General features: G+C 70.5%; 23 protein-coding genes, 2 pseudogenes and 1 riboswitch. Of the genes and pseudogenes, 8 read left to right on the top strand and 17 right to left on the bottom strand.

Annotation, left to right across the window (positions count from 1 at the left end; translation table 11 throughout):
• Positions 1–2 precede the first annotated feature (2 nt).
• Entirely contained in the window at positions 3–542 is a 540-nt protein-coding gene (locus ACFYMM_RS23050; protein ID WP_388389438.1) for a TIGR00730 family Rossman fold protein, read from the bottom strand.
• Between the two features lie 50 nt (positions 543–592).
• Between ACFYMM_RS23050 and ACFYMM_RS23055 the strand changes: the two genes are divergently transcribed.
• Positions 593–916 (top strand): DUF427 domain-containing protein, encoded by a 324-nt coding sequence (locus ACFYMM_RS23055; protein ID WP_388389440.1) that lies wholly within the window; start codon positions 593–595, stop codon positions 914–916.
• Positions 917–952: 36 nt separating this feature from the next.
• On the top strand, positions 953–1,735 hold the full coding sequence (locus ACFYMM_RS23060) for an alpha/beta fold hydrolase (protein WP_388389443.1): 783 nt from the start codon (positions 953–955) through the stop codon (positions 1,733–1,735).
• Between the two features lie 258 nt (positions 1,736–1,993).
• Here ACFYMM_RS23060 and mnmA read toward each other — a convergent pair whose 3' ends face one another.
• Positions 1,994–3,124 carry a tRNA 2-thiouridine(34) synthase MnmA gene (gene mnmA, locus ACFYMM_RS23065; RefSeq protein ID WP_388389445.1) on the bottom strand — a complete coding sequence of 377 codons (1,131 nt, stop codon included), beginning with the start codon at positions 3,122–3,124 and terminating at the stop codon, positions 1,994–1,996.
• Positions 3,125–3,184: 60 nt separating this feature from the next.
• On the opposite strand from mnmA, the gene ACFYMM_RS23070 reads away from it, so the two are divergent.
• Complete coding sequence (locus ACFYMM_RS23070; protein ID WP_388389446.1) at positions 3,185–3,847, top strand: N-acetylmuramoyl-L-alanine amidase; 663 nt, start codon at positions 3,185–3,187, stop codon at positions 3,845–3,847.
• Between the two features lie 50 nt (positions 3,848–3,897).
• On the opposite strand, the gene ACFYMM_RS23075 is transcribed toward ACFYMM_RS23070, so the two are convergent.
• The 3 genes from ACFYMM_RS23075 to ACFYMM_RS23085 form a co-directional block, all read right to left on the bottom strand.
• A complete protein-coding gene (locus ACFYMM_RS23075) occupies positions 3,898–5,061 on the bottom strand; it encodes a cysteine desulfurase family protein (RefSeq protein ID WP_388389448.1) in 1,164 nt (387 codons plus the stop codon).
• A 103-nt stretch (positions 5,062–5,164) separates the two neighbouring features.
• Positions 5,165–5,431: a DUF4190 domain-containing protein gene (locus tag ACFYMM_RS23080; RefSeq protein WP_388389451.1), complete on the bottom strand. Its 267-nt coding sequence runs from the start codon at positions 5,429–5,431 to the stop codon at positions 5,165–5,167.
• 90 nt (positions 5,432–5,521) lie between these two features.
• Entirely contained in the window at positions 5,522–5,689 is a 168-nt protein-coding gene (locus ACFYMM_RS23085; protein ID WP_388389453.1) for a hypothetical protein, read from the bottom strand.
• A 133-nt stretch (positions 5,690–5,822) separates the two neighbouring features.
• On the opposite strand from ACFYMM_RS23085, the gene ACFYMM_RS23090 reads away from it, so the two are divergent.
• Complete coding sequence (locus tag ACFYMM_RS23090) at positions 5,823–6,449, top strand: TetR family transcriptional regulator (RefSeq protein ID WP_388389456.1); 627 nt, start codon at positions 5,823–5,825, stop codon at positions 6,447–6,449.
• Positions 6,450–6,584: 135 nt separating this feature from the next.
• Here ACFYMM_RS23090 and ACFYMM_RS23095 read toward each other — a convergent pair.
• Positions 6,585–7,049 (bottom strand): annotated as a pseudogene (locus ACFYMM_RS23095) (WYL domain-containing protein); the annotation flags it as partial.
• A 4-nt stretch (positions 7,050–7,053) separates the two neighbouring features.
• On the opposite strand from ACFYMM_RS23095, the pseudogene ACFYMM_RS23100 reads away from it, so the two are divergent.
• Positions 7,054–7,275: pseudogene (locus ACFYMM_RS23100) on the top strand (TIGR03086 family protein); the annotation flags it as partial.
• Here the strand turns inward: ACFYMM_RS23100 and ACFYMM_RS23105 are convergent.
• The gene (locus ACFYMM_RS23105) at positions 7,262–8,137 is read right to left on the bottom strand and encodes a thioesterase family protein (protein WP_388389458.1); all 876 of its coding nucleotides are present in this window, start codon (positions 8,135–8,137) and stop codon (positions 7,262–7,264) included. The pseudogene ACFYMM_RS23100 and the gene ACFYMM_RS23105 sit on opposite strands and share 14 nt — an antisense overlap.
• Positions 8,138–8,295: 158 nt before the next feature.
• Here ACFYMM_RS23105 and ACFYMM_RS23110 point away from each other — a divergent pair, with 158 nt between their 5' ends.
• The gene (locus tag ACFYMM_RS23110; RefSeq protein ID WP_388389461.1) at positions 8,296–9,561 is read left to right on the top strand and encodes an alpha/beta hydrolase; all 1,266 of its coding nucleotides are present in this window, start codon (positions 8,296–8,298) and stop codon (positions 9,559–9,561) included.
• Here ACFYMM_RS23110 and ACFYMM_RS23115 read toward each other — a convergent pair.
• The 10 genes from ACFYMM_RS23115 to ACFYMM_RS23160 all read right to left on the bottom strand — a co-directional run bounded on the left by ACFYMM_RS23115 (position 9,470) and on the right by ACFYMM_RS23160 (position 21,685).
• Entirely contained in the window at positions 9,470–10,132 is a 663-nt protein-coding gene (locus ACFYMM_RS23115) for a trimeric intracellular cation channel family protein (protein ID WP_388389463.1), read from the bottom strand. The genes ACFYMM_RS23110 and ACFYMM_RS23115 overlap by 92 nt on opposite strands.
• Positions 10,133–10,188: 56 nt before the next feature.
• The gene (locus ACFYMM_RS23120; protein WP_388389466.1) at positions 10,189–11,580 is read right to left on the bottom strand and encodes a M1 family metallopeptidase; all 1,392 of its coding nucleotides are present in this window, start codon (positions 11,578–11,580) and stop codon (positions 10,189–10,191) included.
• Positions 11,581–12,364: 784 nt separating this feature from the next.
• On the bottom strand, positions 12,365–13,870 hold the full coding sequence (locus ACFYMM_RS23125) for a dipeptide ABC transporter ATP-binding protein (protein ID WP_388389468.1): 1,506 nt from the start codon (positions 13,868–13,870) through the stop codon (positions 12,365–12,367).
• On the bottom strand, positions 13,867–14,961 hold the full coding sequence (locus tag ACFYMM_RS23130; RefSeq protein WP_388389470.1) for an ABC transporter ATP-binding protein: 1,095 nt from the start codon (positions 14,959–14,961) through the stop codon (positions 13,867–13,869). The genes ACFYMM_RS23125 and ACFYMM_RS23130 overlap by 4 nt, the downstream gene beginning before the upstream one ends.
• Complete coding sequence (locus ACFYMM_RS23135) at positions 14,958–15,965, bottom strand: ABC transporter permease (protein ID WP_388389472.1); 1,008 nt, start codon at positions 15,963–15,965, stop codon at positions 14,958–14,960. Before ACFYMM_RS23135 ends, ACFYMM_RS23130 begins: the two co-directional genes overlap by 4 nt.
• A gap of 72 nt (positions 15,966–16,037) precedes the next feature.
• Positions 16,038–17,807 carry an ABC transporter substrate-binding protein gene (locus ACFYMM_RS23140; RefSeq protein WP_388389474.1) on the bottom strand — a complete coding sequence of 590 codons (1,770 nt, stop codon included), beginning with the start codon at positions 17,805–17,807 and terminating at the stop codon, positions 16,038–16,040.
• Between the two features lie 32 nt (positions 17,808–17,839).
• Entirely contained in the window at positions 17,840–18,838 is a 999-nt protein-coding gene (locus ACFYMM_RS23145; RefSeq protein WP_388389476.1) for an ABC transporter permease, read from the bottom strand.
• 356 nt (positions 18,839–19,194) lie between these two features.
• Positions 19,195–19,953: an enhanced serine sensitivity protein SseB C-terminal domain-containing protein gene (locus tag ACFYMM_RS23150; RefSeq protein ID WP_388389570.1), complete on the bottom strand. Its 759-nt coding sequence runs from the start codon at positions 19,951–19,953 to the stop codon at positions 19,195–19,197.
• Between the two features lie 193 nt (positions 19,954–20,146).
• Positions 20,147–20,950, bottom strand: a complete 804-nt coding sequence (locus ACFYMM_RS23155; protein ID WP_388389478.1) for an enhanced serine sensitivity protein SseB — start codon at positions 20,948–20,950, stop codon at positions 20,147–20,149.
• Positions 20,951–21,016: 66 nt separating this feature from the next.
• On the bottom strand, positions 21,017–21,685 hold the full coding sequence (locus ACFYMM_RS23160) for an AAA family ATPase (RefSeq protein WP_388389480.1): 669 nt from the start codon (positions 21,683–21,685) through the stop codon (positions 21,017–21,019).
• A gap of 176 nt (positions 21,686–21,861) precedes the next feature.
• Positions 21,862–21,960: riboswitch (glycine riboswitch) on the top strand.
• Positions 21,961–22,113: 153 nt separating this feature from the next.
• Between ACFYMM_RS23160 and gcvT the strand changes: the two genes are divergently transcribed.
• Together gcvT and gcvH are read left to right on the top strand one after the other, a co-directional pair.
• The gene (gcvT, locus tag ACFYMM_RS23165; protein WP_388389482.1) at positions 22,114–23,241 is read left to right on the top strand and encodes a glycine cleavage system aminomethyltransferase GcvT; all 1,128 of its coding nucleotides are present in this window, start codon (positions 22,114–22,116) and stop codon (positions 23,239–23,241) included.
• Between the two features lie 137 nt (positions 23,242–23,378).
• On the top strand, positions 23,379–23,756 hold the full coding sequence (gene gcvH, locus ACFYMM_RS23170) for a glycine cleavage system protein GcvH (RefSeq protein ID WP_388389484.1): 378 nt from the start codon (positions 23,379–23,381) through the stop codon (positions 23,754–23,756).
• Positions 23,757–23,767 lie beyond the last annotated feature (11 nt).

A 23,767-nucleotide genomic window follows, 5' to 3' on the forward strand; every position in this document is an offset into this window, starting at 1 on the left:
CATCATCGGATGCCCTGGCTCTCCTCCAGGTAGGCCAGTGCGCCGACCGGCTCCTCGGCGAAGAACACCAGGTCGGTCAGCGGCCGGGGCAGGAAACCCTCGTCCTCCATGCGGCGGAACTGCTCCTTGAGGCCGTCGTAGAAGCCCGCCGTGTTCAGCAGCACCACGGGCTTGTCGGTGTGCCCGTGCTTCTTCAGCTCCAGGATCTCGGTGGCCTCGTCGAGGGTGCCGGTGCCGCCCACCATGATGACGACCGCGTCGGCGTTCTCCAGCAGCAGCCTCTTGCGTTCGGCCAGGTCGGCGGCGATGACCATCTCGTCGGCACCGGGGCGGGCCTTTGCGGCCAGGAAGCCCACGGAGACGCCGGCCAGCCGGCCGCCCGCCTCCTGCACACCGTCCGCGACGACCTTCATCAGTCCCACGTCGGAGCCGCCCCAGACCAGGGTGTGGCCGCCCTTGCCGAGCAGTTCCGCGAACTCGCGCGCGGGGCGCGTGTAGCGGTCGTCGAGGTCGGCGGCGGAGAGGAAGACGCAGATACGCATGGGCTCACCGTACGCGGGAACAACCGGCGCCCGGCGAACGCTCTTCCGGTATGGCCGAAGGACACACGATCACCGTCGAACAGGGCGAGCGGCACGTGCGCGTGGTGCACGGGGACCAGGTGCTCGCCGAGACCGACCGCCCCCTGGTACTGCGCGAGACGGGCTGTCCGGTGCGGTACTACATCCCCGCCGAGGACGTACGGCTCGATCTGCTGACGCCCTCCGACAGCCACTCCGTCTGCCCCTTCAAGGGCACGGCGTCGTACTGGTCGCTGCCGGACGCGCCGGACCTGGTGTGGGCGTATCCGGACCCGAAGCCGGAGGTGGCCGAGATCAAGGATCACCTCTGCTTCTACGACGTCGACGTGTCGTAGCGATGAGTTCCGTGCCGTGCGGCAGTCTGCACGGACATGGACAAGAAGACGATTTCCCGCGACGGCACGTCCCTGGCGTACGAGGTGACCGGCGAGGGCCCCACGGTGATCCTGGTGTGCGGCGCGATGTCCACCGGTGGCACCGTGGCGCCCTTGGCGCGGCGGCTCGCGGACCGCTGCACGGCCGTCGTCTACGACCGCCGGGGTCGCGGCGCGAGCGGTGACACGGCGCCGTACGCGGTGGCCCGTGAGGTCGAGGACCTGGCGGCGCTGATCGACGTGGTGGGCGGTGACGCGGCGCTGTTCGGGGTCTCCTCGGGCGGTGCGCTGGTGCTGGAGGCGGCGGCGAGCGGGCTGCCGGTGCGCCGGGTCGCCGTGTACGAGGCGCCCTATCTCGACTTCATGGCGGGCGGCGCCGAGGACAAGGCCACCTACCGGGAGAACCTGGACGCGGCCCTCGCCGAGGACCGGCGCGGGGACGCCGTGGAGCTGTTCCTGCGTCTCACGGGCCTGGGCGAGGAGATGATCCAGGGCGCCCGCCAGTCCCCGATGTGGGCCGGCATGGAGGCCGTCGCACCCAGTCTGGCGTACGACGACACGGTCCTGGGGGACGGTCTGCTGCCCCGGGAGCGGCTGGCCGCGATCTCCGTGCCGGTGCTGTGCGTCGCGGGCGGGGCGAGCCCCGAGTGGATGCGCGCGGCGAACCGGGAGATCGCCGAGGCGGTGCCCCGGGGCTCGTACCACGTGCTGGAGGGCCAGACCCACATGGTGGAACCGGACGTCCTCAAGCCCGTTCTGGCGGAGTTCTTCACCGACTAGTGCTGTGACCGGAAAGGTTTGCCGAGAAGCTCGCGGCGTCCGGTGCTGGGGGCACCTCCCACGCCGTTCAGGCAGTGGGGGAGCATCGCAAGGCGGAGCGTCGCCCGCTTACTGGACGTACTCGGGTGATGCGACAACGCGGCGTGGGGGTACCCCCGGCCGAAGGCTGGGGGAGTGCCGTGCCGGGGCGTCGCGAGCCGGTGAACCTTTCCGGTCGCAGCACTAGGGGGGTTCTTCACCGAGTGGCCGGGGCGCCGGTCACACCGCCGCGGCCGGCGCGCGCAGGGTGGTGGCGATCGTCGCCGAGCCCACCACGCGTGTGCCGTCGTACAGGACGATCGCCTGGCCGGGGGCGACACCGCGGACCGGCTCGGTGAAGGCCACCCGCAGTTCCCCGTCGACCAGTTCGGCGCCGACCTCGGTCTCGCCGCCGTGTGCGCGCAGCTGGGCGGTGTAGGTGCCGGGGCCGGTGGGGGCGGTGCCGCACCAGCGCGGCTTGATCGCGGTCAGTGCCGTCACGTCGAGGGCGGCGGCCGGGCCGACCGTCACCGTGTTGTCCACCGGTGAGATGTCGAGGACGTAGCGGGGCTTGCCGTCGGGGGCCGGGGTGCCGATCCTGAGCCCCTTGCGCTGGCCGATGGTGAAGCCGTAGGCGCCCTCGTGGGTGCCCACCTTGGTGCCGGACTCGTCGACGATGTCGCCCTCCGCCCTGCCCAGGCGCTTCGCGAGGAAGCCCTGGGTGTCGCCGTCGGCGATGAAGCAGATGTCGTGCGAGTCGGGCTTCTTGGCCACGGCGAGGCCCCGGCGCTCGGCCTCGGCGCGGATCTCGTCCTTGGTGGTCACCGTGTCGCCGAGCGGGAACAGGGCGTGGGCGAGCTGCTTCTCGTCCAGGACGCCGAGGACGTAGGACTGGTCCTTGGCCATGTCGGAGGCGCGGTGCAGCTCGCGCGTGCCGTCCTCGCCGACGACGACCTTGGCGTAGTGGCCGGTGCAGACGGCGTCGAAGCCGAGGGCGAGCGCCTTGTCGAGCAGGGCGGCGAACTTGATCTTCTCGTTGCAGCGCAGGCAGGGGTTCGGGGTGCGGCCGGCCTCGTACTCGGCGACGAAGTCCTCGACGACGTCCTCGCGGAAGCGGTCGGCGAGGTCCCAGACGTAGAACGGGATGCCGATGACGTCGGCGGCGCGGCGGGCGTCACGGGAGTCCTCGATGGTGCAACAGCCACGCGCGCCCGTGCGGAACGACTGGGGGTTGGCGGAGAGCGCGAGGTGGACTCCGGTCACGTCGTGGCCCGCCTCGGCCGCGCGGGCGGCGGCGACGGCGGAGTCCACGCCGCCGGACATGGCGGCGAGGACGCGGAGGGGGCGGGTGGGCTGCGAGGTGTCAGTCATAGCCCTTCCAGGGTACGGGGGCGCGGGAACCCGGACCTCCGCCCGTCCGTTGACGATCACATGGGTGTGACACGGGCGGGGACGGCGAGCGGCGACTCGGACCGGCGGCTGGGGCGGCGGGCCCTGCTGGTCGGCGGGGCCGCGGCCGCCGTGGGCACGGCCGCGCTGGCCCGGGACGAGCTGTCGCACCTGTGGTGGCGGCTGCCGGGGGTGGAGAAGCCGCGGGTGGCGGGCGCGGTGGACTTCCGGGGTGCGCGGTGGGTGGCGGCCTCCCCGGCGAACTACCGGCGGGCGAACCGGCCGGACGACTATCCGATCGACCGGGTGGTCATCCATGTCACGCAGGGCGATTACGCGAGCGCCGTGAAGGCCTTCCAGGACCCGGCGCACGCGGCGGCGGCGCACTACATCGTGCGCGGGGACGGCCGGGTCACCCAGCTCATAAGGGAACTGGACGTGGCCTTCCACACGGGCAACCGGGAGTACAACGAACGCAGTGTCGGCATCGAGCACGAGGGGTTCGTGGACCGGAAGTCGTCCTTCACGGACGCGATGTACGCGGCCTCGGCGCGGCTGACGGCCACGATATGCGGGCGGTACGGCATGGCGGCCGACCGGGAGCATGTGATCGGGCACGTGGAGGTGCCGGGGACGGACCACACGGATCCGGGGCGGTACTGGGACTGGAAGCGGTACATGGGGCTCGTACGACAGCAGATGTGACGCACGCCATGTAGCAGTCGGGGGTGTGGGCCGGTCGGCGTCGGACCGGGTCAGGTGAGGCCCGCGGCGCGGGCCCGCTCCACCGCCGGGGCGATCGCCTTGGCCACCGCCTTCACGTCCGCCTCCGTGGAGGTGTGCCCGAGGGAGAAGCGCAGGGTGCCGCGGGCCAGGTCCGGGTCGGTGCCGGTGGCCAGCAGGACATGGCTGGGCTGGGCGACGCCCGCCGTGCAGGCGGAGCCGGTGGAGCACTCGATGCCCTGGGCGTCCAGCAGGAGCAGCAGGGAGTCGCCCTCGCAACCGGGAAAGGTGAAGTGGGCGTTGGCGGGGAGGCGGTCCACCGGATCACCGCCGAGGATCGCGTCCGGCACCGCCGTGAGGACGGCCTCGACGAGGGCGTCGCGCAGGGCGCCGATCTCCCGGGCGAACCACTCGCGCTGCTCGGCGGCGAGGCGGGCGGCCACCGCGAAGGAGGCGACGGCCGGGACGTCGAGGGTGCCGGAGCGGACATGACGCTCCTGGCCGCCCCCGTGCAGCACGGGTACGGGGGTGTACTCGCGGCCCAGCAGCAGTGCGCCGATGCCGTACGGGCCGCCGATCTTGTGACCGGAGACGGTCATCGCGGCGAGCCCGGAGGCGGCGAAGTCGACCGGGACCTGACCGAACGCCTGGACCGCGTCGGCGTGCAGCGGGACGCCGAACTCCCCTGCCACGTCGGCGAGTTCGTGGACCGGCATGACCGTCCCGATCTCGTTGTTGGCCCACATCACGGTGGCCAGGGCGACGTCGTCGGGGTCGCGGGCGATCGCCTCGCGCAGGGCCTCGGGGTGGACGCGGCCGTAGGAGTCGACGGGAAGGTACTCGACCGTCGCGCCCTCGTGTTCGCCGAGCCAGTGCACGGCGTCCAGGACGGCGTGGTGCTCCACGGGGCTGGCCAGGACCCGGGTACGGGCCGGATCGGCGTCGCGGCGCGCCCAGTACAGGCCCTTCACCGCGAGGTTGTCGGCCTCGGTGCCGCCCGAGGTGAGGACGACCTCGCTGGGGCGGGCGCCCAGCGCGTCCGCGAGGGTCTCGCGGGACTCCTCGACCGTACGGCGGGCCTGCCGGCCGGAGGCGTGCAGGGAGGACGCGTTGCCGGTGATGCTCAGCTGGGCGGTCAGTGCCTCTGCCGCCTGCGGGAGCATCGGAGTGGTCGCGGCGTGGTCGAGGTAAGCCATGGTGAGCCCGATTCTACGGGCCTGACGGGCGGTGGTCGCGGCTCGTCCCCGGCCGCTTCCCGCTCACTTCGCACGACACGCGCTCACGCGACTCGCCATCGGGCTAGAAGCTCCAGGACACCGTGCTGTCCACCTGCATGAAGGCCAGCAGGACCACCAGGTCGGCGACGCCCAGGGTGAGACCGAGCAGGGCCCGGCCACGGCGGGCGGTGCCGCGCCACAGGGCGACGCCGGCCAGGGCGATGGCGATCGGCCCGAGGAAGAGGTTGAGGACGAGCAGGCCCAGCAGGCCCAGGATGAAGGAGGCGACGGCCATGCCGTCGGCGTCGCGCGTACCGGTACGGCTGGTTGCCGGTGCGGTGAGTTGCATGATGATCAGCTCCCGACAGAAGTCAGTTCGAGGAAGTGCCGCGGTGCGTGGGCGGATGTGGTCGCGGTGCGCGGGCGTCGGTGGTCGCGGTCAGTTCGCGGAGGTGCCGCGACGGCGCCCGTGGCGCTCGCGCAGCGCGAAGATGCCGAGCCAGACGGCGATGACGGCCGCGACGGCGACGCTGAAGGTCAGCGGCGCGTGGGCGACGGTGCCCAGGACGACGCCCAGCAGCATGAGAGCGGCGACGAGGAACAGCATGGGATCGGATCCCCCTTCGGGGTGGCGGTGTGAAGTTTGAGTGAACGCTTGTAGTAACACTTGTTCACTGACTTTTGAGTCTAGCGCGTTCCCCGGCTTTTCAATTCCAGAGAACAGTTGTTAACTGGATGACATGAGTCACACCCTCGGCATCCGGCAGGCCCAGAAGCAGAAGACCCGGCAGGCGTTCCTCGACGCGGCCCTGGCCCTGCTGGAGGACCAGAGCCTGAGCAGCCTCGGTCTGCGCGAGGTCACGCGGGCCGTCGGCGTCGCGCCGACCGCCTTCTACCGGCACTTCCGCTCCACCGCCGACCTCGGTGTGGCGCTGGTCGAGGAGGCGCTGGGCAGCCTGCACCCGATGGTGCGGACGACGGTGTCCACGGCGGGCGACAGCGAGGAACGCATCACGCGTGCCGTCGAGTTGATCGCCCGCCATGTGGACGCGTACCCCGCACATGTCCGGTTTATCGCCCGGGAGCGACATGGCGGGGTCCAGCCGGTGCGTGAGGCGATACGGGCCCAACTGGCCCGGTTCGCCGAGGAGGTCAGGGACGAGCTGGCCAAGGACCCGGAGGCGGAGGGCTGGAGCGCCGACGACCTGCTGATGCTCGCGCACCTCTACGTCGACCAGATGCTCATCACCGCCTCCCTCTTCCTGGAGGCCCTGGACGGACCGGAGGAGGACCGGGAGCGGGTCCGGCAGGTGGCGACCCGGCAGATGCGGCTGATCAGCATCGGCCGCCGGCACTGGCGGGAGTAACCCCCGTTCGGTCAGCCCTGCTGCGACCCGCCTCCGGACCGGCCCGCGGCCTGTCCCCCGCCGGGGTTCCCGCCGCCGGAGGAGGACGAGGGGTCCTCGGAGCCGCACGCGGTCGAGCAGCAGCGAGCCGGCCTGTCAATCAGGCAAAGCCGCCGCCCCGGGCCGCCCCCGGTACAGGGCCGCGACCGAACGCGCCGCCTCGGCCAGTTCGGCGCGGGCCTCGGGCGGGGCGAGGACCTCGAGGTGGTCGGAGAACTGCAGGAGTTGACGGACGGCGCCCAGCACGGCGTACGACAGCCCGGCGGTGATCCACGGGCCCTCGCCGTCGTCGTCGGGGAGTCCGGTGAGCGAGGCGGCCTGCAAGCGCTGGAACATGTCCAGGCGCTCCCGTCGGACCCGGACGGTGACCTCGATCCCGCGCGGCCGCTCCTCGACCTCGCGGCGCAACACCTCCCAGACGTCCGCGAGTTCGACACCCCGGCGGCGCCGCACGGGATCGTCGAGCAGCCGCGCGGAGTGCACCCGGTCGGCCCGGAAGAGTTGGGGCCTGCCCCCGCGGTCGGCGACCAGGTACCAGGCGCCCGCCTTGGCGACGAGCCCGTTCGTGACCCACACCTGGGACCTCTCCGAGGCCCTCGGCCACCCCCGGGAGCTCGACCCGGAACTCGCCGCGTTCTCGCTCGCCAACGCCCGCCGTGTCCTGCCCGACTCCCGGCCCCGGGACGCGCTGACCCCGTTCGCCGCGCGCGCCGAGGCTCCCGAGGGTGCCGGCCCCTACGGGGAACTGGCGGCCTGGCTGGGCAGGGTGCCGCTCAGCCGAGTCTGACGCGGGCCAGTTGCCGGGACTGGGCGACCAGGCGGTCCTCGCGGTCCCAGACCTCGGCGTCCTCCTCCAGGAAGCCGCCGGCCAGGTTGCGGGTGGTGATGGACACGCGCAGCGGGCCAGGGGCCGGGCGGTGGCGTACGTGGACGGTGAGTTCGACCGTGGGGACCCAGCCCTTGAGGCCGAGTTCGAAGGCGGTCGGCGGCAGCGCGTCCACCGCGAGGAGCAGGGAGAGGGGGTCGGCGTCGCGGCCGTCCGCGAGGCCGAACCAGGAGCGCATCTCGCCCTTGCCGGAGGGCGCGCCGAGCGCCCAGCCCAGGGTGGCGGGGTCCAGCTTGAGCATCAGCCGGTCGGTGATGGCGGAGCTGCCGTCGACCGGGGTGGGGCCGTCCTCGGGGCCGAAGCACTGGTCCATGGGCGGGATCGCGGGCGGCGTCGCCGTCGTGCGGACGTCGTCGGGGAGGGCGTCGAGGTCGCCGTAGGAGGCGAGGACGCGGATGCGTTCGACCTCGTCGCCCTTGTCGTCGTACTGGAAGAGCGAGGCCTGGCCGGTGGAGAGGGTGCGGCCGGTGCGCACGGTCTCGGTGCGGACGACCGCGGGGCCCGGCTGGGACGCCGTCAGGTAGTGCGCCGAGACGGTGAAGGGGTCCGGGTGCGGGAGCGTGTCCGCGAGGGCCCGGCCGAGCACGGCCAGCAGATAGCCGCCGTTGACGGCGTTGATGATCGTCCAGCCGGCGGAGAGGTCGATGTCGTAGACCCCCGGGGCTCCGGGGGTCGCGGGCTCGCGCCGGGTGACCGCCGTGTCACGGTCGAACTCGCTGTCTCCGATCACGGCCCGCGAGGGCGCGGTAGCTGCTTCTGGCATGACTGAACCGTACAACAGGAAATTACTAAGCGGTAGCTTTGGAACATTGCGGTCCTATGACATGACGAACCACCCTGTCGAGTGAGCTTCCGGCAATTTCTCGGTAAGCGACCTGACACGTCCGTAACCCCGGAGCGGTGATTCCCCTCTATGGGGACATGAGCCTCACCGGGACTCCGTTCCTCTATACGACCGTCGCGCTGTGCTTGGTCGCCCTCATACTGCCGCTCGTCCTGTGGTCCAGGATGCGCGGGCCGAAGGCCGTGCGCGTCGCCGTCCGGGTACTGATGCTGCTGTTCGCCCAGGTCACGGCCGTCACCCTGGTGTTCGTCCTGGTCAACAACCAGAACAACCTGTACGACAACTGGGCGGACCTGCTCGGTACCGGCAACCACGTCCAGCAGGCCGCCGACCTCGGCCAGGACGGCACCGGTGGGATAGCGCTGAAACGGTTGCCCAAGGTGAAGCAGGACTTCAAGCCCGCCGACGGGCCCCATATGCACTCGGCCGGCGGGGTGCGCGTCACCCAGCTCAAGGGCCGGGTGTCGGGCGTGAACGCCGAGGTCTACGTCTGGCTGCCGCCGCAGTACGACGATCCGGCCTACCGGAACAAGAAGTTCCCGGTGGTGGAGCTGCTGTCGGGCTACCCCGGCTCGGCGAAGGCCTGGTACGGGTCGCTCAGGGTGCACGAGCAGTTGCTGCCGCTGATGAAGAGCGGCAAGGTGGCGCCGTTCATCCTGGTCTCGCCGCGCACCAACCTGCTGGCCGGTGTGGACACCGGCTGCGCCAACATCCCGGGCACCGTGAACGCCGACAGCTGGCTGAGCATCGACGTGCCCAAGATGATCACGGACAACTTCCGCGCCGAGTCGGCGCCGCAGGGCTGGGCGGCGGCCGGGTACTCGGCGGGCGCCCACTGCGCGGCCAAGCTCGCCGTGGCCCACCCGGACCGGTACCGGGCCGCGATCGCACTGTCCGGCTACAACGACCCGATCGGCGAGCGCAACTCGCTCGCGGCACAGAGCCCCGCGCTGCGCAACGCCAACAATCCTTACCTTCTCCTCAAGAAGGCGCCCACCCCGCCCAGGATCGCCCTGTACATCTCCGGCGAGTCCGGTGACGGCTACCAGGCCGGCGTGGCCATGGAGGCGGTCGCCAAGGCGCCGACGACCGTGCACGTGGTGTTCCTGCCGCGCAGCGCGGGCGGTCACAGCATGGGGCTGTGGCGGCCGCAGATCACCACGGTCTTCCGCTGGCTGACGCTCCAGATGGGCCAGAACCACGTCAAGGGCGCGGGCCTCGGACAGTCGGGCCGGCCGGGGGCGAGGGGTACTACTCCTCAGTCACCGTTGACCGGCGGTTCCACGCACGCGGCGCTCGCCAGTGGAACCTCATCGCAAGCAGGCGCAGGACGAAAGCCGTGACCACCGCCAGCGCGCTGGTGTACGGGGTGAGCACGTCGTAACGGATGCACAGCACCACCATGGTGGCGCCGACGATCGCGGGGACCGCGTAGAGATCGCGGTCCCAGCGCAGCAGTGACGGCACCTCGTTGGCGAGCACGTCCCGCAGGACGCCGCCGCCGACGGCGGTGGCCAGGCCCAGGGTCGCGGAGGCGGTGAGGCCGAGGCCGTAGTCGTACGCCTTGGTCGTACCGCTGACGCAGAACAGGCCGAGGCCTGCCGCGTCGAAGACCAGGACGGCCGACTGGATGCGCTCCACGTGCGGATGCAGGAAGAAGACCACGAGGGCGGCCACCAGCGGGGTGACGAAGTACCCGAGGTCCGTGAAGGCGGCCGGCGGTACGGCCCCGATGACCAGGTCGCGGAAGAGCCCTCCGCCCAGCGCGGTGACCTCGGCGAGTACGGCGATGCCGAAGACGTCGAAGTTCTTGCGGACGGCCAGCAGCGCGCCGGAGATCGCGAACACGAAGATGCCGATGACATCGAGCGTGTGCTGGACGGAGGGACTGAAGATCAGCTGGAGCTGCTGCACCCTGCCATTCTCACCCGGCGGGGCGCCTCAACCTTACAAAGCCAGGTCTGCCGGGCCTACAGGGTCGGCTTACCTGTGGTGAAAAGCCAGGTCTGGAAGAGATCGTCGAGCTTCTGCCCGCTGACGCGCTCGGCGAGGCGGACGAAGTCGGCGGTGTCGGCGTTGCCGTAGCGGTGCAGGCTCGTCCACGCGGGCAGCAGCCTGAAGAAGGCCTTGTCACCGATCCGCTCGCGCAGGGCCTGGAGGGTCATCGCGCCGCGCTGGTAGACGGCGGAGGCGAACATGGTGTCGCGCTGCGGGTCGGCGACCTCGGTCTGCCAGAAGGCGGAGCCGGCGGGGATGCCGTTGTAGGTGGCCAGGAAGGCGTCGTGGGCCGAGCGGGTGCCCTGGTGCTCCGCCCACAGCCACTGGGCGTAGGTGGCGAAGCCCTCGTTGAGCCAGATGTCCTTCCACCGTTCGACGCTGACCGAGTCGCCGAACCACTGGTGGGCCAGTTCGTGCACGATCGTCGTCTCGTTGCGCACGGCGGAGTAGGCGGGCTTGCTCTGCACCTCCAGCGAGAAACCGGCCTCCGGCATGTCGTCGACGATCGCGCCGGTCTCCTCGAAGGGGTACGGGCCGAAGACCCGCGACCAGTAGTCGGTGGCGGCGGCGGTGACGGCGTACACGTCGACCGCGTTGCCGTTCTTCAGGGCGGGGTCGATGGCGACGTAGATGGGGATGCCGCCGGGGGTCCGGCCGGTCCGCACGTCGAACTTGCCGATGGTCGCGGTCGCGAGGTAGGTGGCCATGGGCCTGCTCTCGCGCCAGTGGGTGTACGTCGAGCCGCCCTTGTCGTACGTCGAGACCAGCCGCCCGTTGGAGACGGCGGTCAGTCCCTCGGGCGCCTTGATGCGGATGTCGTAGGTGGCCTTGTCGGAGGGGTGGTCGCTGGACGGGAACCAGGTGGAGGCGGCGTTGGGCTCGCAGGCGACGAAGACGCCGTCGGCGGTCTTCATCCAGCCGTAGTGCGAGCCGAACACGATGGGTCCGCCGAGGGGTTCGGGCACCCCGCCGTAGGTGACGGTGGCGGTGAAGGTGCGGCCCTTGGGCAGGGGACTGTGCGGGATGATGGTCATCTCGTCGCCGTCGCGTGTGAACCGGGCGGGTCTGCCGTTCACTTCGACCCGTGTGACCTCCAGTTTCTGCAGGTCCAGATCGAAGGACGAGAGGGCCTGGGTGGCACGTGCGGTGAGCGTCGTACGGCCGTCGAGGCGGGCGGTGGCCGGGTCGTACGCCACGTCCAGGTCGTAGTGGCGGGCGTCGAAGCCGCCGTTGCCCAGCTGGGGGAAGTAGGTGTCGCCGATGCCGGGCCCGCCGGGGGTGGGGGCGGGGGCGGCCGCGATGAGGAGGAAGGAGGCAGCCGCGGTGGCGAGGGCCCCGGCCCGTGCCGAACGGGAGAATGCCATGGTCGTCCCTTCGAGCGTGTTCCGATCAGTGGACGGACGGGGACGACTCTGCACCCTGCCGTGCGGGCATGTACATGACTTTGCCCACTTGTCATGTGCGACTGCTCGGTTGACTCCTGGACGACCCTCACTTGCAGCGGGCTTGGCGGTGGGGGGCCGTTCACCTGATGCGGGCTTGGCGGAGGGGGTCCGTCGCATGCTGCGGGCTTGGCCGGGGGTGGGTGCTTCAACGCGGGCTGCGGGCTTGGCGGTGGGAGTCCGTCGCATGCTGCGGGCCTGGCGGTGGGGTTCCGAGCGCCTTGCGGGCTTGGCCGGGGGTGGGTGCTTCAACGCGGGCTGCGGGCTTGGCGGTGGGAGTCCGTCGCATGCTGCGGGCTTGACGGAGGGGTTCCGAGCGCCTTGCGGGCTTGGCCGGGGGTGGGTGCTTCAACGCGGGCTGCGGGCTTGGTCCTGAGGCGCGGTCGCCCTGTGGGCTTGGCGGGGCGTGCGCTCTGTTCCGGAGGTGGGTCGGCGGGGACTCGGCGTCAGGCGACGCCTGGTCCTAGCCGCGGGTTGACGGCGGGCTCCGCGTTGGGCGTGGGCTCGTCGCCCGCCTTCTCCGCGGCCTCGGCCCCCTCGCCCGAGGTATCGGCTACCGCCTCACCGTAGACCGCCGACTTGGCAGCCGACGGCTCGACGCCGGCCGCCAGACCGGCATCAGCCCTCGCCGGGCGGCCCCTGCAGTCGTACACGGACCGGGGCCCGGCACCAGCCACAGGGGCGGTGCCGGGCCCCCGGCTCCGCGTCAGTCGGCCTTTGGCTCGGCCTCGGCAGCGGGCTTGCCGCCGGCCTTGCGCTCGGCGTCGGACTCGGGCTCAGTGTCGGCCGCCGACTCGCCGTCAGTTACCGACTCCACCTCAGCCCCGGACTCGGCGGCAGTGCCCGACTCGGCATCAGCCGCGGACTCGCCGCCGGCCACCGGCTCAGCCACAGACTCGCCGTCGGCCACCGGCTCAGCCACAGACTCGCCGTCGGCCACCGGCTCCGCATCAGTCGCGGACTTGACCTCGGCCACCGGCTCCGCATCAGTCGCGGACTTGGCCTCGGCTCCGGGCTCCGGCTCGATTTCAGACGTCGGCTCGGGCTCGGCGGTAGCCGCCGGCTCGGGCGGGGTGGTGGAGGTCACCGCGGTGCCCACCAGTTCCGAGGCCTCTCGTGCCGCCGAGAGGAGGACCGTGTCCTGGGGGGCCTGGTCGGCGAAGTTCTCCGGGTGGTGGCAGGCGACCCGCTGGCCGGGCTTCAGCTCCACGAGCTGCGGCTCGGTCGTCGTGCAGATCTCCGTCGCCTTCCAGCAGCGGGTGTGGAACCGGCACCCGGAGGGCGGCGCGATCGGGGACGGCACGTCACCGCGGAGCAGGATGCGCTCGCTCTTGGCGCCCCGGCGCTTCGGGTCCGGCACCGGGACCGCGGACATCAGCGCCTTGGTGTACGGGTGCATCGGCGCCTCGTACAGCGAGCTGCGGTCGGCCAGTTCGACGATCTTGCCGAGGTACATCACCGCGATGCGGTCCGACACGTGCCGTACCACCGACAGGTCGTGCGCGATGATCACGTACGTGAGGCCGAGTTCCTCCTGGAGGTCGTCCATGAGGTTGACCACCTGGGCCTGGATCGACACGTCCAGCGCGGACACCGGCTCGTCGGCCACCACCAGCTTCGGCTTCAGGGCGAGCGCGCGGGCGATGCCGATGCGCTGGCGCTGACCGCCGGAGAACTCGTGCGGGTAGCGGTTGTAGTGCTCGGGGCTCAGACCCACCAGCGACAGCAGCCGCTGGACCTCCTTCTTCACCCCGCCCTCGGGCTCCACACCCTGCAGCCTGAACGGCGCCGAGACGATCGAGCCGATGGTGTGCCGGGGGTTCAGGGAGCCGTACGGGTCCTGGAAGATCATCTGGATGTCACGGCGCAGCGGACGCATCTGCCCGGTGCTCAGCCGTGTGATGTCCTGGCCCTCGAAGTGGATCGAGCCGCCCGTCGGGTCCTGGAGGCGGGTGATGACCCGGCCCATCGTCGACTTGCCGCAGCCCGACTCGCCGACCACGCCCAGGGTCTCGCCCTTGCGCACCTCGAAGTCGATGCCGTCGACGGCCTTCACCGCGGCGACCTGCCGCTGCAGGATCCCCTTCTTGATCGGGAAGTGCTTGGTCAGGCCCTCGACCTTGAGCAGCACCTCACCGTCGGCGGAACCGGAACCGGACCCCGACCCGTTCGCGGAGCCGCTCGCGGACTCGTTCTTCTTCGTCTCACTCACAGCTTCGGCGCAATCTCTTCGGTCCAGATCCGCGTACGGTCCTCCGCCGAGAGGTGGCACGCGGACCAGTGCCCGCCGCCCACCTGCTCCAGTTCGGGACGCACCGTGCGGGTGACGTTCCCCTTGGGGATGTCCGCGTAGGGGCAGCGCGGGTGGAAGGCGCAGCCCGAGGGGACGTTGATGAGGCTCGGCGGCTGGCCCTTGACCGGGATGAGCCGGTCGGAGGTCTCGCGGTCGATCCGGGGCATCGAGCCGAGCAGGCCCCAGGTGTAGGGGTGCTGCGGCTTCTCGAAGATCTCGTCGACGGGCCCGCGCTCCACGCACCGGCCGCCGTACATCACCAGCACGTCGTCCGCGATCTCGGCGACCACGCCGAGGTCGTGGGTGATGATGATGACCGCGGAGCCGAACTCCTTCTGCAGGTCCCGGATCAGGTCCAGGATCTGCGCCTGCACGGTGACGTCGAGGGCGGTGGTCGGCTCGTCCGCGATGAGCAGTTCGGGGTTGTTGACCAGCGCCATGGCGATCATCGCGCGCTGGCGCATACCGCCGGAGAACTCGTGCGGGTAGCTGTCGACGCGCTTGCCGGGCTCGGGGATGCCGACCCGGTCGAGCATCTCGACGGCCCGCGCGCGGGCGACCTTCTTGCTGACGTCGTGGTGTACCCGGTACGCCTCGACGATCTGGTCGCCGATCTTGTAGTACGGGTGCATCGCGGACAGCGGGTCCTGGAAGATCATCGCCATCTCGCGGCCGCGCAGCCTGCGCACCTCGTCCGGGGCGGCGGAGACCAGTTCCTTGCCGTCCAGCCAGATCTCGCCGGACATCTGCACGTTCTTGCCGCGCGCGCCCAGCCGGTGCAGGCCCATGATGGCCAGCGAGCTGACGGACTTACCGGAGCCCGACTCGCCGACGATGCTGAGGGTCTTGCCCTTCTCCAGCTTGAAGCTGAGCCCGTCGACGGACTTGACCAGGCCGTCGTCGGTCGGGAAGTGCACCTTGAGGTCGCGGACCTCGAGGAAGGCCTCGGGTGTCTTGCCGGGGGAAGTGGGCTCCCCCACTGCGGCACCGGTCTTGGACAGTTCGGTCACGAGAGCCTCACGCGCGGGTCGGCGGCGGCATACAACAGGTCCACCAGGAGATTTGCGATGACGACGAAGATGGCGGCCAGCAGGGTGACGCCGAGGATGGGGGGCAGGTCATTGTCGTCGATGGCCTGCACCGCGTACTGGCCGATGCCGTGCAGCGAGAACACGGTCTCGGTGATCACCGCACCGCCGAGCAGCAGACCGAGGTCCATGCCGAAGACGGTGATGATCGGGGTGAGCGCGGCGCGCAGTCCGTGCCGGACCACGACCTTGCGCTCACGCAGGCCCTTGGCGCGGGCCGTGCGGATGAAGTCCTCGTTCATCGTCTCCAGCATGCCCGAGCGGGTGAGCCGGGCGTAGATGGCGGAGTAGAGCAACGCGAGCGAACACCACGCCGGGAACAGCGTGTTGGCCCACTGCGAGGGGTTGTCGGTGAACGGGACGTAGGTGCGGCCGAAGATCGGCCACTTGTAGGTGAAGAGCAGGATCGCCAGGTTGCCCGTGAAGAACATGGGCAGCGAGACACCGGCGAGGGCGACGCCCATGAAGCTGCGGTCGAAGAACGAGCGCGGCTTGAGCGCGGAGACGACGCCGACGGCCACACCGGAGACCAGCCACAGGACGGCCGCCCCGAGGGCGAGCGACAGGGTGATCGGAAGGCGGGAGGTGAGCTGCGGCCAGACCTCTTCGTGCGACTTGAACGAGTAGCCGAAGCAGGGTGCGTTGCAGTGCACCGTGGTGGGGCCGAGGTTGTAGGTGGCGCCCGCCACGAGCCCCTTGATGAAGTGCCAGTACTGGACGTAAACGGGCTGGTCCAGACCGAGGTTGTGCTTGACCGCGGCGATGTCCGACTTCGACGGGCTCTTGCCCATGTACTGCTGCGCCAGCTGGTCCGCCGTCTGGCCGGCGAGTCGCGGCAGCACGAAGAAGATGGCGAAGGTGACCGCGGAGACGACCAGCAGCAGGATCACTGCCGCGAGCGTCCGACGGAGGATGTACGAGATCACGGGGACCGGCGCTGGTGCCCGCGGGCCGCGAAGCCCGCGGGCACCAATGCCTTCACCTGCCTTCCGGGGCTGCTACTTCTTCGTGGTGCCGAGGTTGAGGTAGTCGTACTGACCGCTGAAGGCGGCCGTGGAGACCACGTTGGTCGCCCAGGGCGAGCGGTACAGCAGGACCTTGAAGTAGGTCAGCGGGACGATGACCGCCTGGTCCATGGCGATCTTGTCGATGTCCGCGTACAGGCCGTTGCGCGTGGCCACGTCCGGGGAGGCGATGGCCTGGGCCAGCTTGGCGTCGACGTCGTTGTTCTGGAACTGCGACAGGTTCGTGTTGCCGGACTGGCTGATGGCCTTGCTGTTCAGGATCTGCTGCAGGAAGCCGTAGCCGGACGGCCAGTCGGCGCCCCACTGCATCATGATGATGCCGATGTTCTGCTGCTCGGTGAACTTCGGCACGCCCGCGTAGTCGGTGAAGTACTTGCCCTGCGGGTACTGCTTCAGGGAGGCGTTGATGCCGACCTTCTTCAGCGAGCTGATGATCGCCGTGGCCGCGTCGACCTCCGACTGACGGTCGGAGCGGGCCGAGATGTTGGTGTTGATCGTCGTCTGGCCGCAGGCCTTCAGCTGCTCCTTGGCCTTGGCCACGTCACCCTTGTTGCCCGGGGTCGCGTAGGCGTCGGCCTTCTGGTAGCCGGTGATGTCCGGCGGGAGCACGGTGGAGGCGATGTCACCGCGGATCGGGCCGCCCTCTGCGGTCTGCACCGAGACCTTGTCGATGGCGTACTCGACGGCCTTGCGGCAGGCGACGTTGTCGAACGGCTTGACCTTGGTGTTCAGCGCCGCGTAGACGAGGCGGCCACCGTAGGTGTTGTCCGTGCTGGCCTTGCCGTCCGCCGAGTTGATCAGGCTGGCCTGGGTCGAGGCCTGGACGCCGGCACCGGCGAGGTCGACGGTGGCGTCACCGGACTGCAGGTCCTTGTCGATCGTCTCCTGGTTGACCTTCAGGTTGACGACGATCTTGTCCGGCAGCTGCTTGCGCAGCGGGTCGGTCTTCGGGTCCCAGTTCTTGTTGCGGACGAGAACGGCCTGCTTGCCGTCCTCGTAGCTCTGGAACTGGTAGGAGCCGGAGGACACGATGTGCTTGACGTAGTCGACGCCGGTGTCCTTGGCCTGCGGCACCGGGGCCGTCTGCGGGGCCGCCACCAGGTAGTCGAACTCCTGGAAGGAACGGTTCAGGTGGAAGACGATCGTGGTGTCGTCCGGCGTCTCGATCGAGGACAGGCCCTTGGGGTCCTTGTCCTTGTACGGGCCCTTGTACTTGTCGCCGTCCTGCATGTACTGCTGGAAGTAGTTGGGGCCGAGCGACAGCACGTCACGCGCGAAGTTGGACCGCTCGACGGCGTACTTGACGTCCTTCGAGGTGATCGGCGTGCCGTCCTGGTACTTCAGGCCCGCACGCAGCTTGTACGTCCAGGTCTTGCCGCCGTCGCTGGAGACGCCCTTGCTCGCCGCGAGGTCCGGGACGAGGGTGTTGCCCTTCTCGCCGGGCGCGGGCTGGAACGTCATCAGCGGACGGGCGTACAGCCGGCTGAAGTTGTACATGTACGCGTAGTACGTGTTGCCCGGGTCGAACGAGTCCGGAACGTCCGACATCTCGTAGGTGACCGTGCCACCCTTCTTGTCGGACGCGTTGACGACACCCTTGGTCGCCGCGTTGGCACCGGCCGCCTTCGGGTTGTTGTTGTTGTCATCGGCCTTGCTGCAGCCTGCAACGAGCAGGCTCGCGGAGCCGATGGCCGCGACCGCGGCCAGCGCTGACCTTCGCATGATGGTCTGCTTCCCCTCCATAATCGGAAAACTTGATGGGCTCTCGGAGCTGCCTAGCGGCCGCGGGGGTCGAGAGCGTCGCGGAGACCGTCGCCGAGCAGATTGAACGCCAGGACGGTGACGAAGATGGCGAGCCCTGGCACGATCATGTACTGGGGATCGACCTGGTAGTACGTGACGGCTTCCCGGAGCATGCCGCCCCAGGACGCCTGCGGCGGCTGGATGCCGACGCCGAGGAAGCTCAGGGACGCCTCGAAGAGGATGTTGGTCGGGATCAGCAGCGTCGAGTAGACGATGATCGGGCCGACCAGGTTGGGCATCAGCTCGCGGAACAGGATGTACGGGCCCTTGGCGCCCATGCCCCGGGAGGCGTCCACGAACTCGCGCTCGCGCAGGGCGAGGGTCTGTCCGCGCACGATCCGGCCCAGATAGGGCCAGTTGAAGAAGCCGATGACGAAGATGAGCACGCTCAGGTGCAGCGGCAGACCGTTGAGGCCGAAGGCACCGCCCTGCAGGGTCGCGGAGATGGCGATCGCGAACAGCAGGAGGGGGAAGGCCAGGAAGATGTCCATCAGCCGGCTGATGATCGAGTCGACCCGTCCGCCGTAGTAGCCCGCTACGACACCCATGACCGCGCCGATCACGTTGGACAGGATCGTGGCTCCGAAGGCGACCACCAGGGAGACCCAGGAGCCCTCCAGGACGCGGGTGGCGATGTCACGCCCGAACTTCGGGTCCACGCCCAGCGGGTGGGACAGGCTCATGCCGCCCCAGCTGCCCTTGGGCAGCGAGGTGTCGGGCACGATCAGGTCCTGGTGGAAGGCGTTGGGGTCGAGGCCGAACATCGCCTGGATGGGCCGCGACAGGATCGCGGCGACGATCAGCACGATCACGATGATGCCGCCGGCCACCGCGACCTTGTCCCGCTTGAATCTGGACCAGGCGATCTGTCCAAGGGAACGGCCCTCGATCTGCCCCTTATCGGCACCCTCCAGCACGGCCTCCGGCCGTACCTCGGCTGCCGCCCCGGTGGTCTCGATCGGTGCGGTCACTATGACCCGACCCCTCTCGCCGGTGGTGACCGGCCTGTGCCTGCCGCGGATTAGCGGCTTTGTCGACTTGCACTCGATCACGAGGCCGTCGACCTCGTGTCTGACTCGCGAGTCTTCAGCGTGGCCGCGATCACCCGCCAGAGCTGACGGCGAAAGTATGCGCAACCGTGATGCAGTGCGGAGGATTCCGTTATCCGAACAGTGGGTAACGCCCCTCGGACGCGGGGCAGTTGTGACAAAACGCTGATTCCTCGCACATCGGGTCCTTCGGCGGTCATCTACGCGCGAAGAGGTCCGACGACACGGAAAACTCTACGGGCGACCCGAGGCCGTTCGGCGCGGGGGTCGGCCGACGGTCAGTAGGCGCCGCGGGCGGGCGGGTAGCCGTATCCGGCGGTGGGGGCCGGCGGCTGGGCGACGGCGTGCGCCTCACGGTCGTAGAACGGGCGGGCGTTGGCTCTCATCCACATCACGACCGGGTCGTACTCGTCGGTCATCGCGACCGTCGACACCGGCAGACCGTCCGGAACCGCGCCGACGGACTGCTGCATCATCGCGCGCACCGAGTCGACGGCGGCCGGCGAGGTGTCGAAGACGTCCAGGCCGATGGCGAGGTACGGCGCCCCGAGCGCGGGCTGCACCCAGGCGCGGCGCAGGGAGCGCAGCGCGGGGGTTCGGTGCGCGTTCTGCGTGAGCAGGGCGTAGAACTGCGGGACCTCGATGCCGGGTTCGGACAGGCGCAGCGGGCCGGCGGGCTGGCGGTCCAGACCGGTGGCGATGCGGCGCAGGTCGAGCCAGGGGATGCCGACGCCGCCGCCCGGGGCGTGCGGGTTGAGCCAGAGGCCGAAGTGGTCCGGGTAGAGGGTGCGGGCGACGTCGATCCCGTCGGCCACCTCGTAGGAACGGTTCCAGCCGCTGGCCGACAGTTCCTGGGCGGAGGTGACGCAGGGGGCGTAGCCGTAGCCGTCGACCTCCATGTTCCCGTACTGGGCGTCCGGGGAGCCGGACTGGCCGTGCCACAGGAGCATCCAGACCTGGCCGGAGGAGGGGGTCGCGAGGGCGCGCAGCAGTGCCTCGTAGGCGTCGTAGCGCCCAGGAGTGACTTGGCGCAGCATGTGCTCGACGCTGCCGCTGCCGGTCGCGCTCACCTGTTGTACCGCCCCTTCGAGGATGGCCCGCGTGTGGAATCAGCTTAAGCGCCCGGGGGCCCGGGACCTGAGGTTCCTCCGCGGGTGCGGTTCGTTCGTGACCTGCCGGGCCCGCGCGCCGCGGCTCCGCACGGCACCGCCCCCAGCAGGACCGGTGGGATCAGAGGTGACCGTGCTGATAGAAGGGGCGGACGTGGTGCTTCATCCAGTCGGCCACCGGGTCCTCGGTCACGTCCAGGAGGACCAGGTTGACCGGCCAGGGGACCTGGATCCGGCCCAGGGCCTTGCCGAGGGCCTCCAGGGGCAGGGCGCGCAGATCGCCCTCCCACTGGGAGAGTTCCACTCCCACGAACATCACCGGGTCCGCCGTCTCGATCACGGCCAGGCAGCGGCGGGCCGTGACGACCACCCCCGTCAGGGCGAACTCGGCGGACGCGGCGGCGAGGAAGTCGACCGGGTCGTCCTGCCAGTCCGGCTCGAAGAGGCGGACCCGGCCGCCACTGGCCGGGCCGTCCAGGGGGGTACGGCCGGCGCGGCACAGCTCGGCCACCGCCTCCGGCGGCAGCGGGACGCCGACCACGCCGTCGGGGTTGACGGCGATGCCGACCTGCGGCGGCAGACCGCGGGCGAACTCCACCGCGGGGGCGATGGTGTACGACAGGTGGGAGCCGGCGGCCTGGCGGAACTGCTCCTCGGAGCTGAAGACCGGGACGTAGGCCTGGCCGTCGATCTCCAGGGTGGGCAGGTCGAGGGGGCCGCTGTGCGGGCCGCCGCCGCTGGGCAGCGGTATCCACAGGAAGCTGCGGCCCAGCACCTCGACGATCCGGCCGGCGGCCGCCGGTATGCCGAGGGACGCCGAGAGCACCTCCTCCAGCTCGTTGCCCGGCCATCCGCCGTGTGGGTGGGGGTGTGTCTGTGCCGGGAAGCCCGCGGGAAGATCCGCCGGGAGATCCGGGAAGTCCATCTGCCTACCGCCTGCTGGTAACCACTGCTGTGGCCAGAAAGGCTAGCGGGTGCCTGTGACAGGGCCTCATCCCGTGAAGCCGATGCGGTGCAGGACGTCCGCCGCGTCCCGGTCCAGCAGCACCGCCGAGCCGCAGCCGCCGGGCAGCTCGCCCTTCTCCACCCCGGCGAAGAGGCGGGCCGCCGCCCGGCGGTGGCGCAGGAAGGCGTACCGGGAGACGCCGCGGCCCCGTTCGCGCTGGCCCTTGAGCGCCGTCCGGGAGGTGACGTCGAGGAGGATCAGATGGAGGGTGCCGCCCCGGCGGCGGGCCTCCCTGGCCAGCCAGCCGCGCACCCAGGCCTGCGTCCCGCAGTCGTGCACGACGACTCCCCCGCCGCCGCGCAGGGCGCGGCGCAGTCCGGCGAAGTGGGCGAGGCGGACCAGGGGGCGGTAGAGCGCGTACGGCAGGAAGCGGGGCATGCGGCGGGCCCAGCCGTCCCGGGCGTCCTGGGAGTCGACGCGTACGCCCTGGACCGCGCGGTGCATGAGGGTCGACTTGCCGCTGCCGGGCAGGCCCGTGACCACGACCAGGTCGCGGGGGCCGAAGAGCAGGGCGTGCGGGCTGTGGCCGGCGCGGTCGCGCAGATCGCGGACGACCGGCGCCGGCCGCCGGGCGTGGCGCTCGCGGGCCGGGGCGGCGGGCTGCCGGGGCACCGCGAGGCCCGTGTCCGTCGCGTAGGCCGTGGTCCTGTTCACCGTGATCGTCCTCCCTGTGCTCAGGAAAGGTTCTCCCCACCTAATGTAAAGAGAAGGTAATGCACGGGTCTCGCGGTTCCGTCCGCGTCCGGCCACAGGGCTGTCACAAGTGGATCGCCCTGTCGGGCGGCGGCGGGGCATGCAATGATGGCCGCGCCAACTGCATACCGGCCGCTTGAATCCGCGCGGGAGAGTCCCCAGCAGCAGCGCTCTGGGGCGCCGAAGGAGCAAGTCCCTCCCTTGAATCTCTCAGGCCCCGTTACCGCGCGGGCGAGGCACATCTGAAAAGCGGGCCGCTGTGTCAGTGGCTCCACCCAAGGTGCAAACCATGAACTCCCCTGCGGGCGGATCATGGCGAACCTCTCAGGTTCCGATGACAGATGGGGAGGAACGACCTCGCCCGTCATGCCTTGGGAGACGACCGTCCGATGAGCAGTACCGACCCCGTACAGACGCGGCTCACCGCGCTCGATGCCGTGCATCGCGCGCTGGGCGCGACCATGACCGACTTCGCGGGCTGGGACATGCCCCTGCGCTACGGCTCCGAGCGCGACGAGCACCTGGCCGTGCGCACCAGGGCCGGCCTCTTCGACCTCTCCCACATGGGCGAGATCACGGTCACCGGGCCGCAGGCGGCCCAGCTGCTGAACCACGCGCTGGTGGGCGACATCGCCGCCGTCGGCGTCGGCCGTGCCCGCTACACCATGATCTGCCGGGCCGACGGCGGCATCCTGGACGACCTGATCGTCTACCGGCTGGCCGAGGCCGAGTACATGGTGGTCGCCAACGCCGCCAACGCCCAGGTCGTGCTCGACGCGCTGGTGGAGCGGTCGACCGGTTTCGACGCCGAGGTACGCGACGACCGGGACGCCTACGCGCTGATCGCCGTCCAGGGCCCGGAGTCCCCCGGCATCCTCAAGTCCCTCACCGACGCCGACCTCGACGGTCTGAAGTACTACGCCGGTCTGCCGGGCACGGTCGCCGGCGTACCGGCCCTCATCGCCCGCACCGGCTACACCGGCGAGGACGGCTTCGAGCTGTTCGTGCGGCCCGAGCACGCCGTGGAGCTGTGGCAGGCGCTGACCGGGGCGGGCGAGGGCGTCGGTCTCGTCCCCTGCGGGCTGTCCTGCCGGGACACCCTGCGCCTGGAGGCGGGCATGCCGCTGTACGGGCACGAGCTGAGCACCTCCCTCACCCCCTTCGACGCCGGGCTCGGCCGGGTGGTGAAGTTCGGCAAGGAAGGCGACTTCGTGGGGCGCGAGGCGCTCGCCGAGGCGGCCGAGCGGGCCCGGGCGAACCCGCCCCGGGTGCTGGTCGGCCTGGTCGCCGAGGGCCGCCGGGTGCCGCGCGCCGGGTACCCGGTGGTGGCGGGCGGCGAGGTGGTCGGCGAGGTCACCTCCGGCGCGCCCTCCCCCACGCTGGGCCGGCCGATCGCCATGGCGTACGTCGACGCGGCGCACTCGGCGCCGGGCACGGCGGGCGTCGCCGTGGACATCCGGGGCAGGCACGAGCCGTACGAGGTCGTGGCACTGCCGTTCTACAAGCGCCAGAAGTAGACACTGGGCGCCAGAGGCGGACACTGGGCGCGGCCCGCCGGGCCGGACGTGACCCTGCGCACATTTCGCCTGCTCACCAGTGTTTCCCGCAGTCCCCGATTCAGCAGCACTCCCCCGCGTACAGGAGAATCCAGGCCATGAACAACCCGCAGCAGCTGCGCTACAGCAAGGAGCACGAGTGGCTGTCGGCCGCCGAGGACGGCGTCGCGACGGTCGGCATCACGGAGCACGCGGCCAACGCGCTCGGCGATGTCGTGTTCGTCCAGCTCCCCGAGGTCGGTGACACCGTGGCCGCGGGCGAGACCTGCGGCGAGCTGGAGTCGACGAAGTCGGTCAGCGACCTGTACTCCCCGGTCGCCGGCGAGGTCACCGAGGTGAACGAGGACGTCGTCAACGATCCGTCCCTGGTGAACTCCGCCCCCTTCGAGGGCGGCTGGCTGTTCAGGGTACGCGTCACCGAGGAGCCGGCCGACCTGCTGTCCGCCGACGAGTACACCGCCTTTTCCGCCGGCTGAGGAGTCGTACA

Source organism: Streptomyces sp. NPDC006739, from assembly GCF_042869815.1.
Lineage (GTDB): Bacteria > Actinomycetota > Actinomycetes > Streptomycetales > Streptomycetaceae > Streptomyces.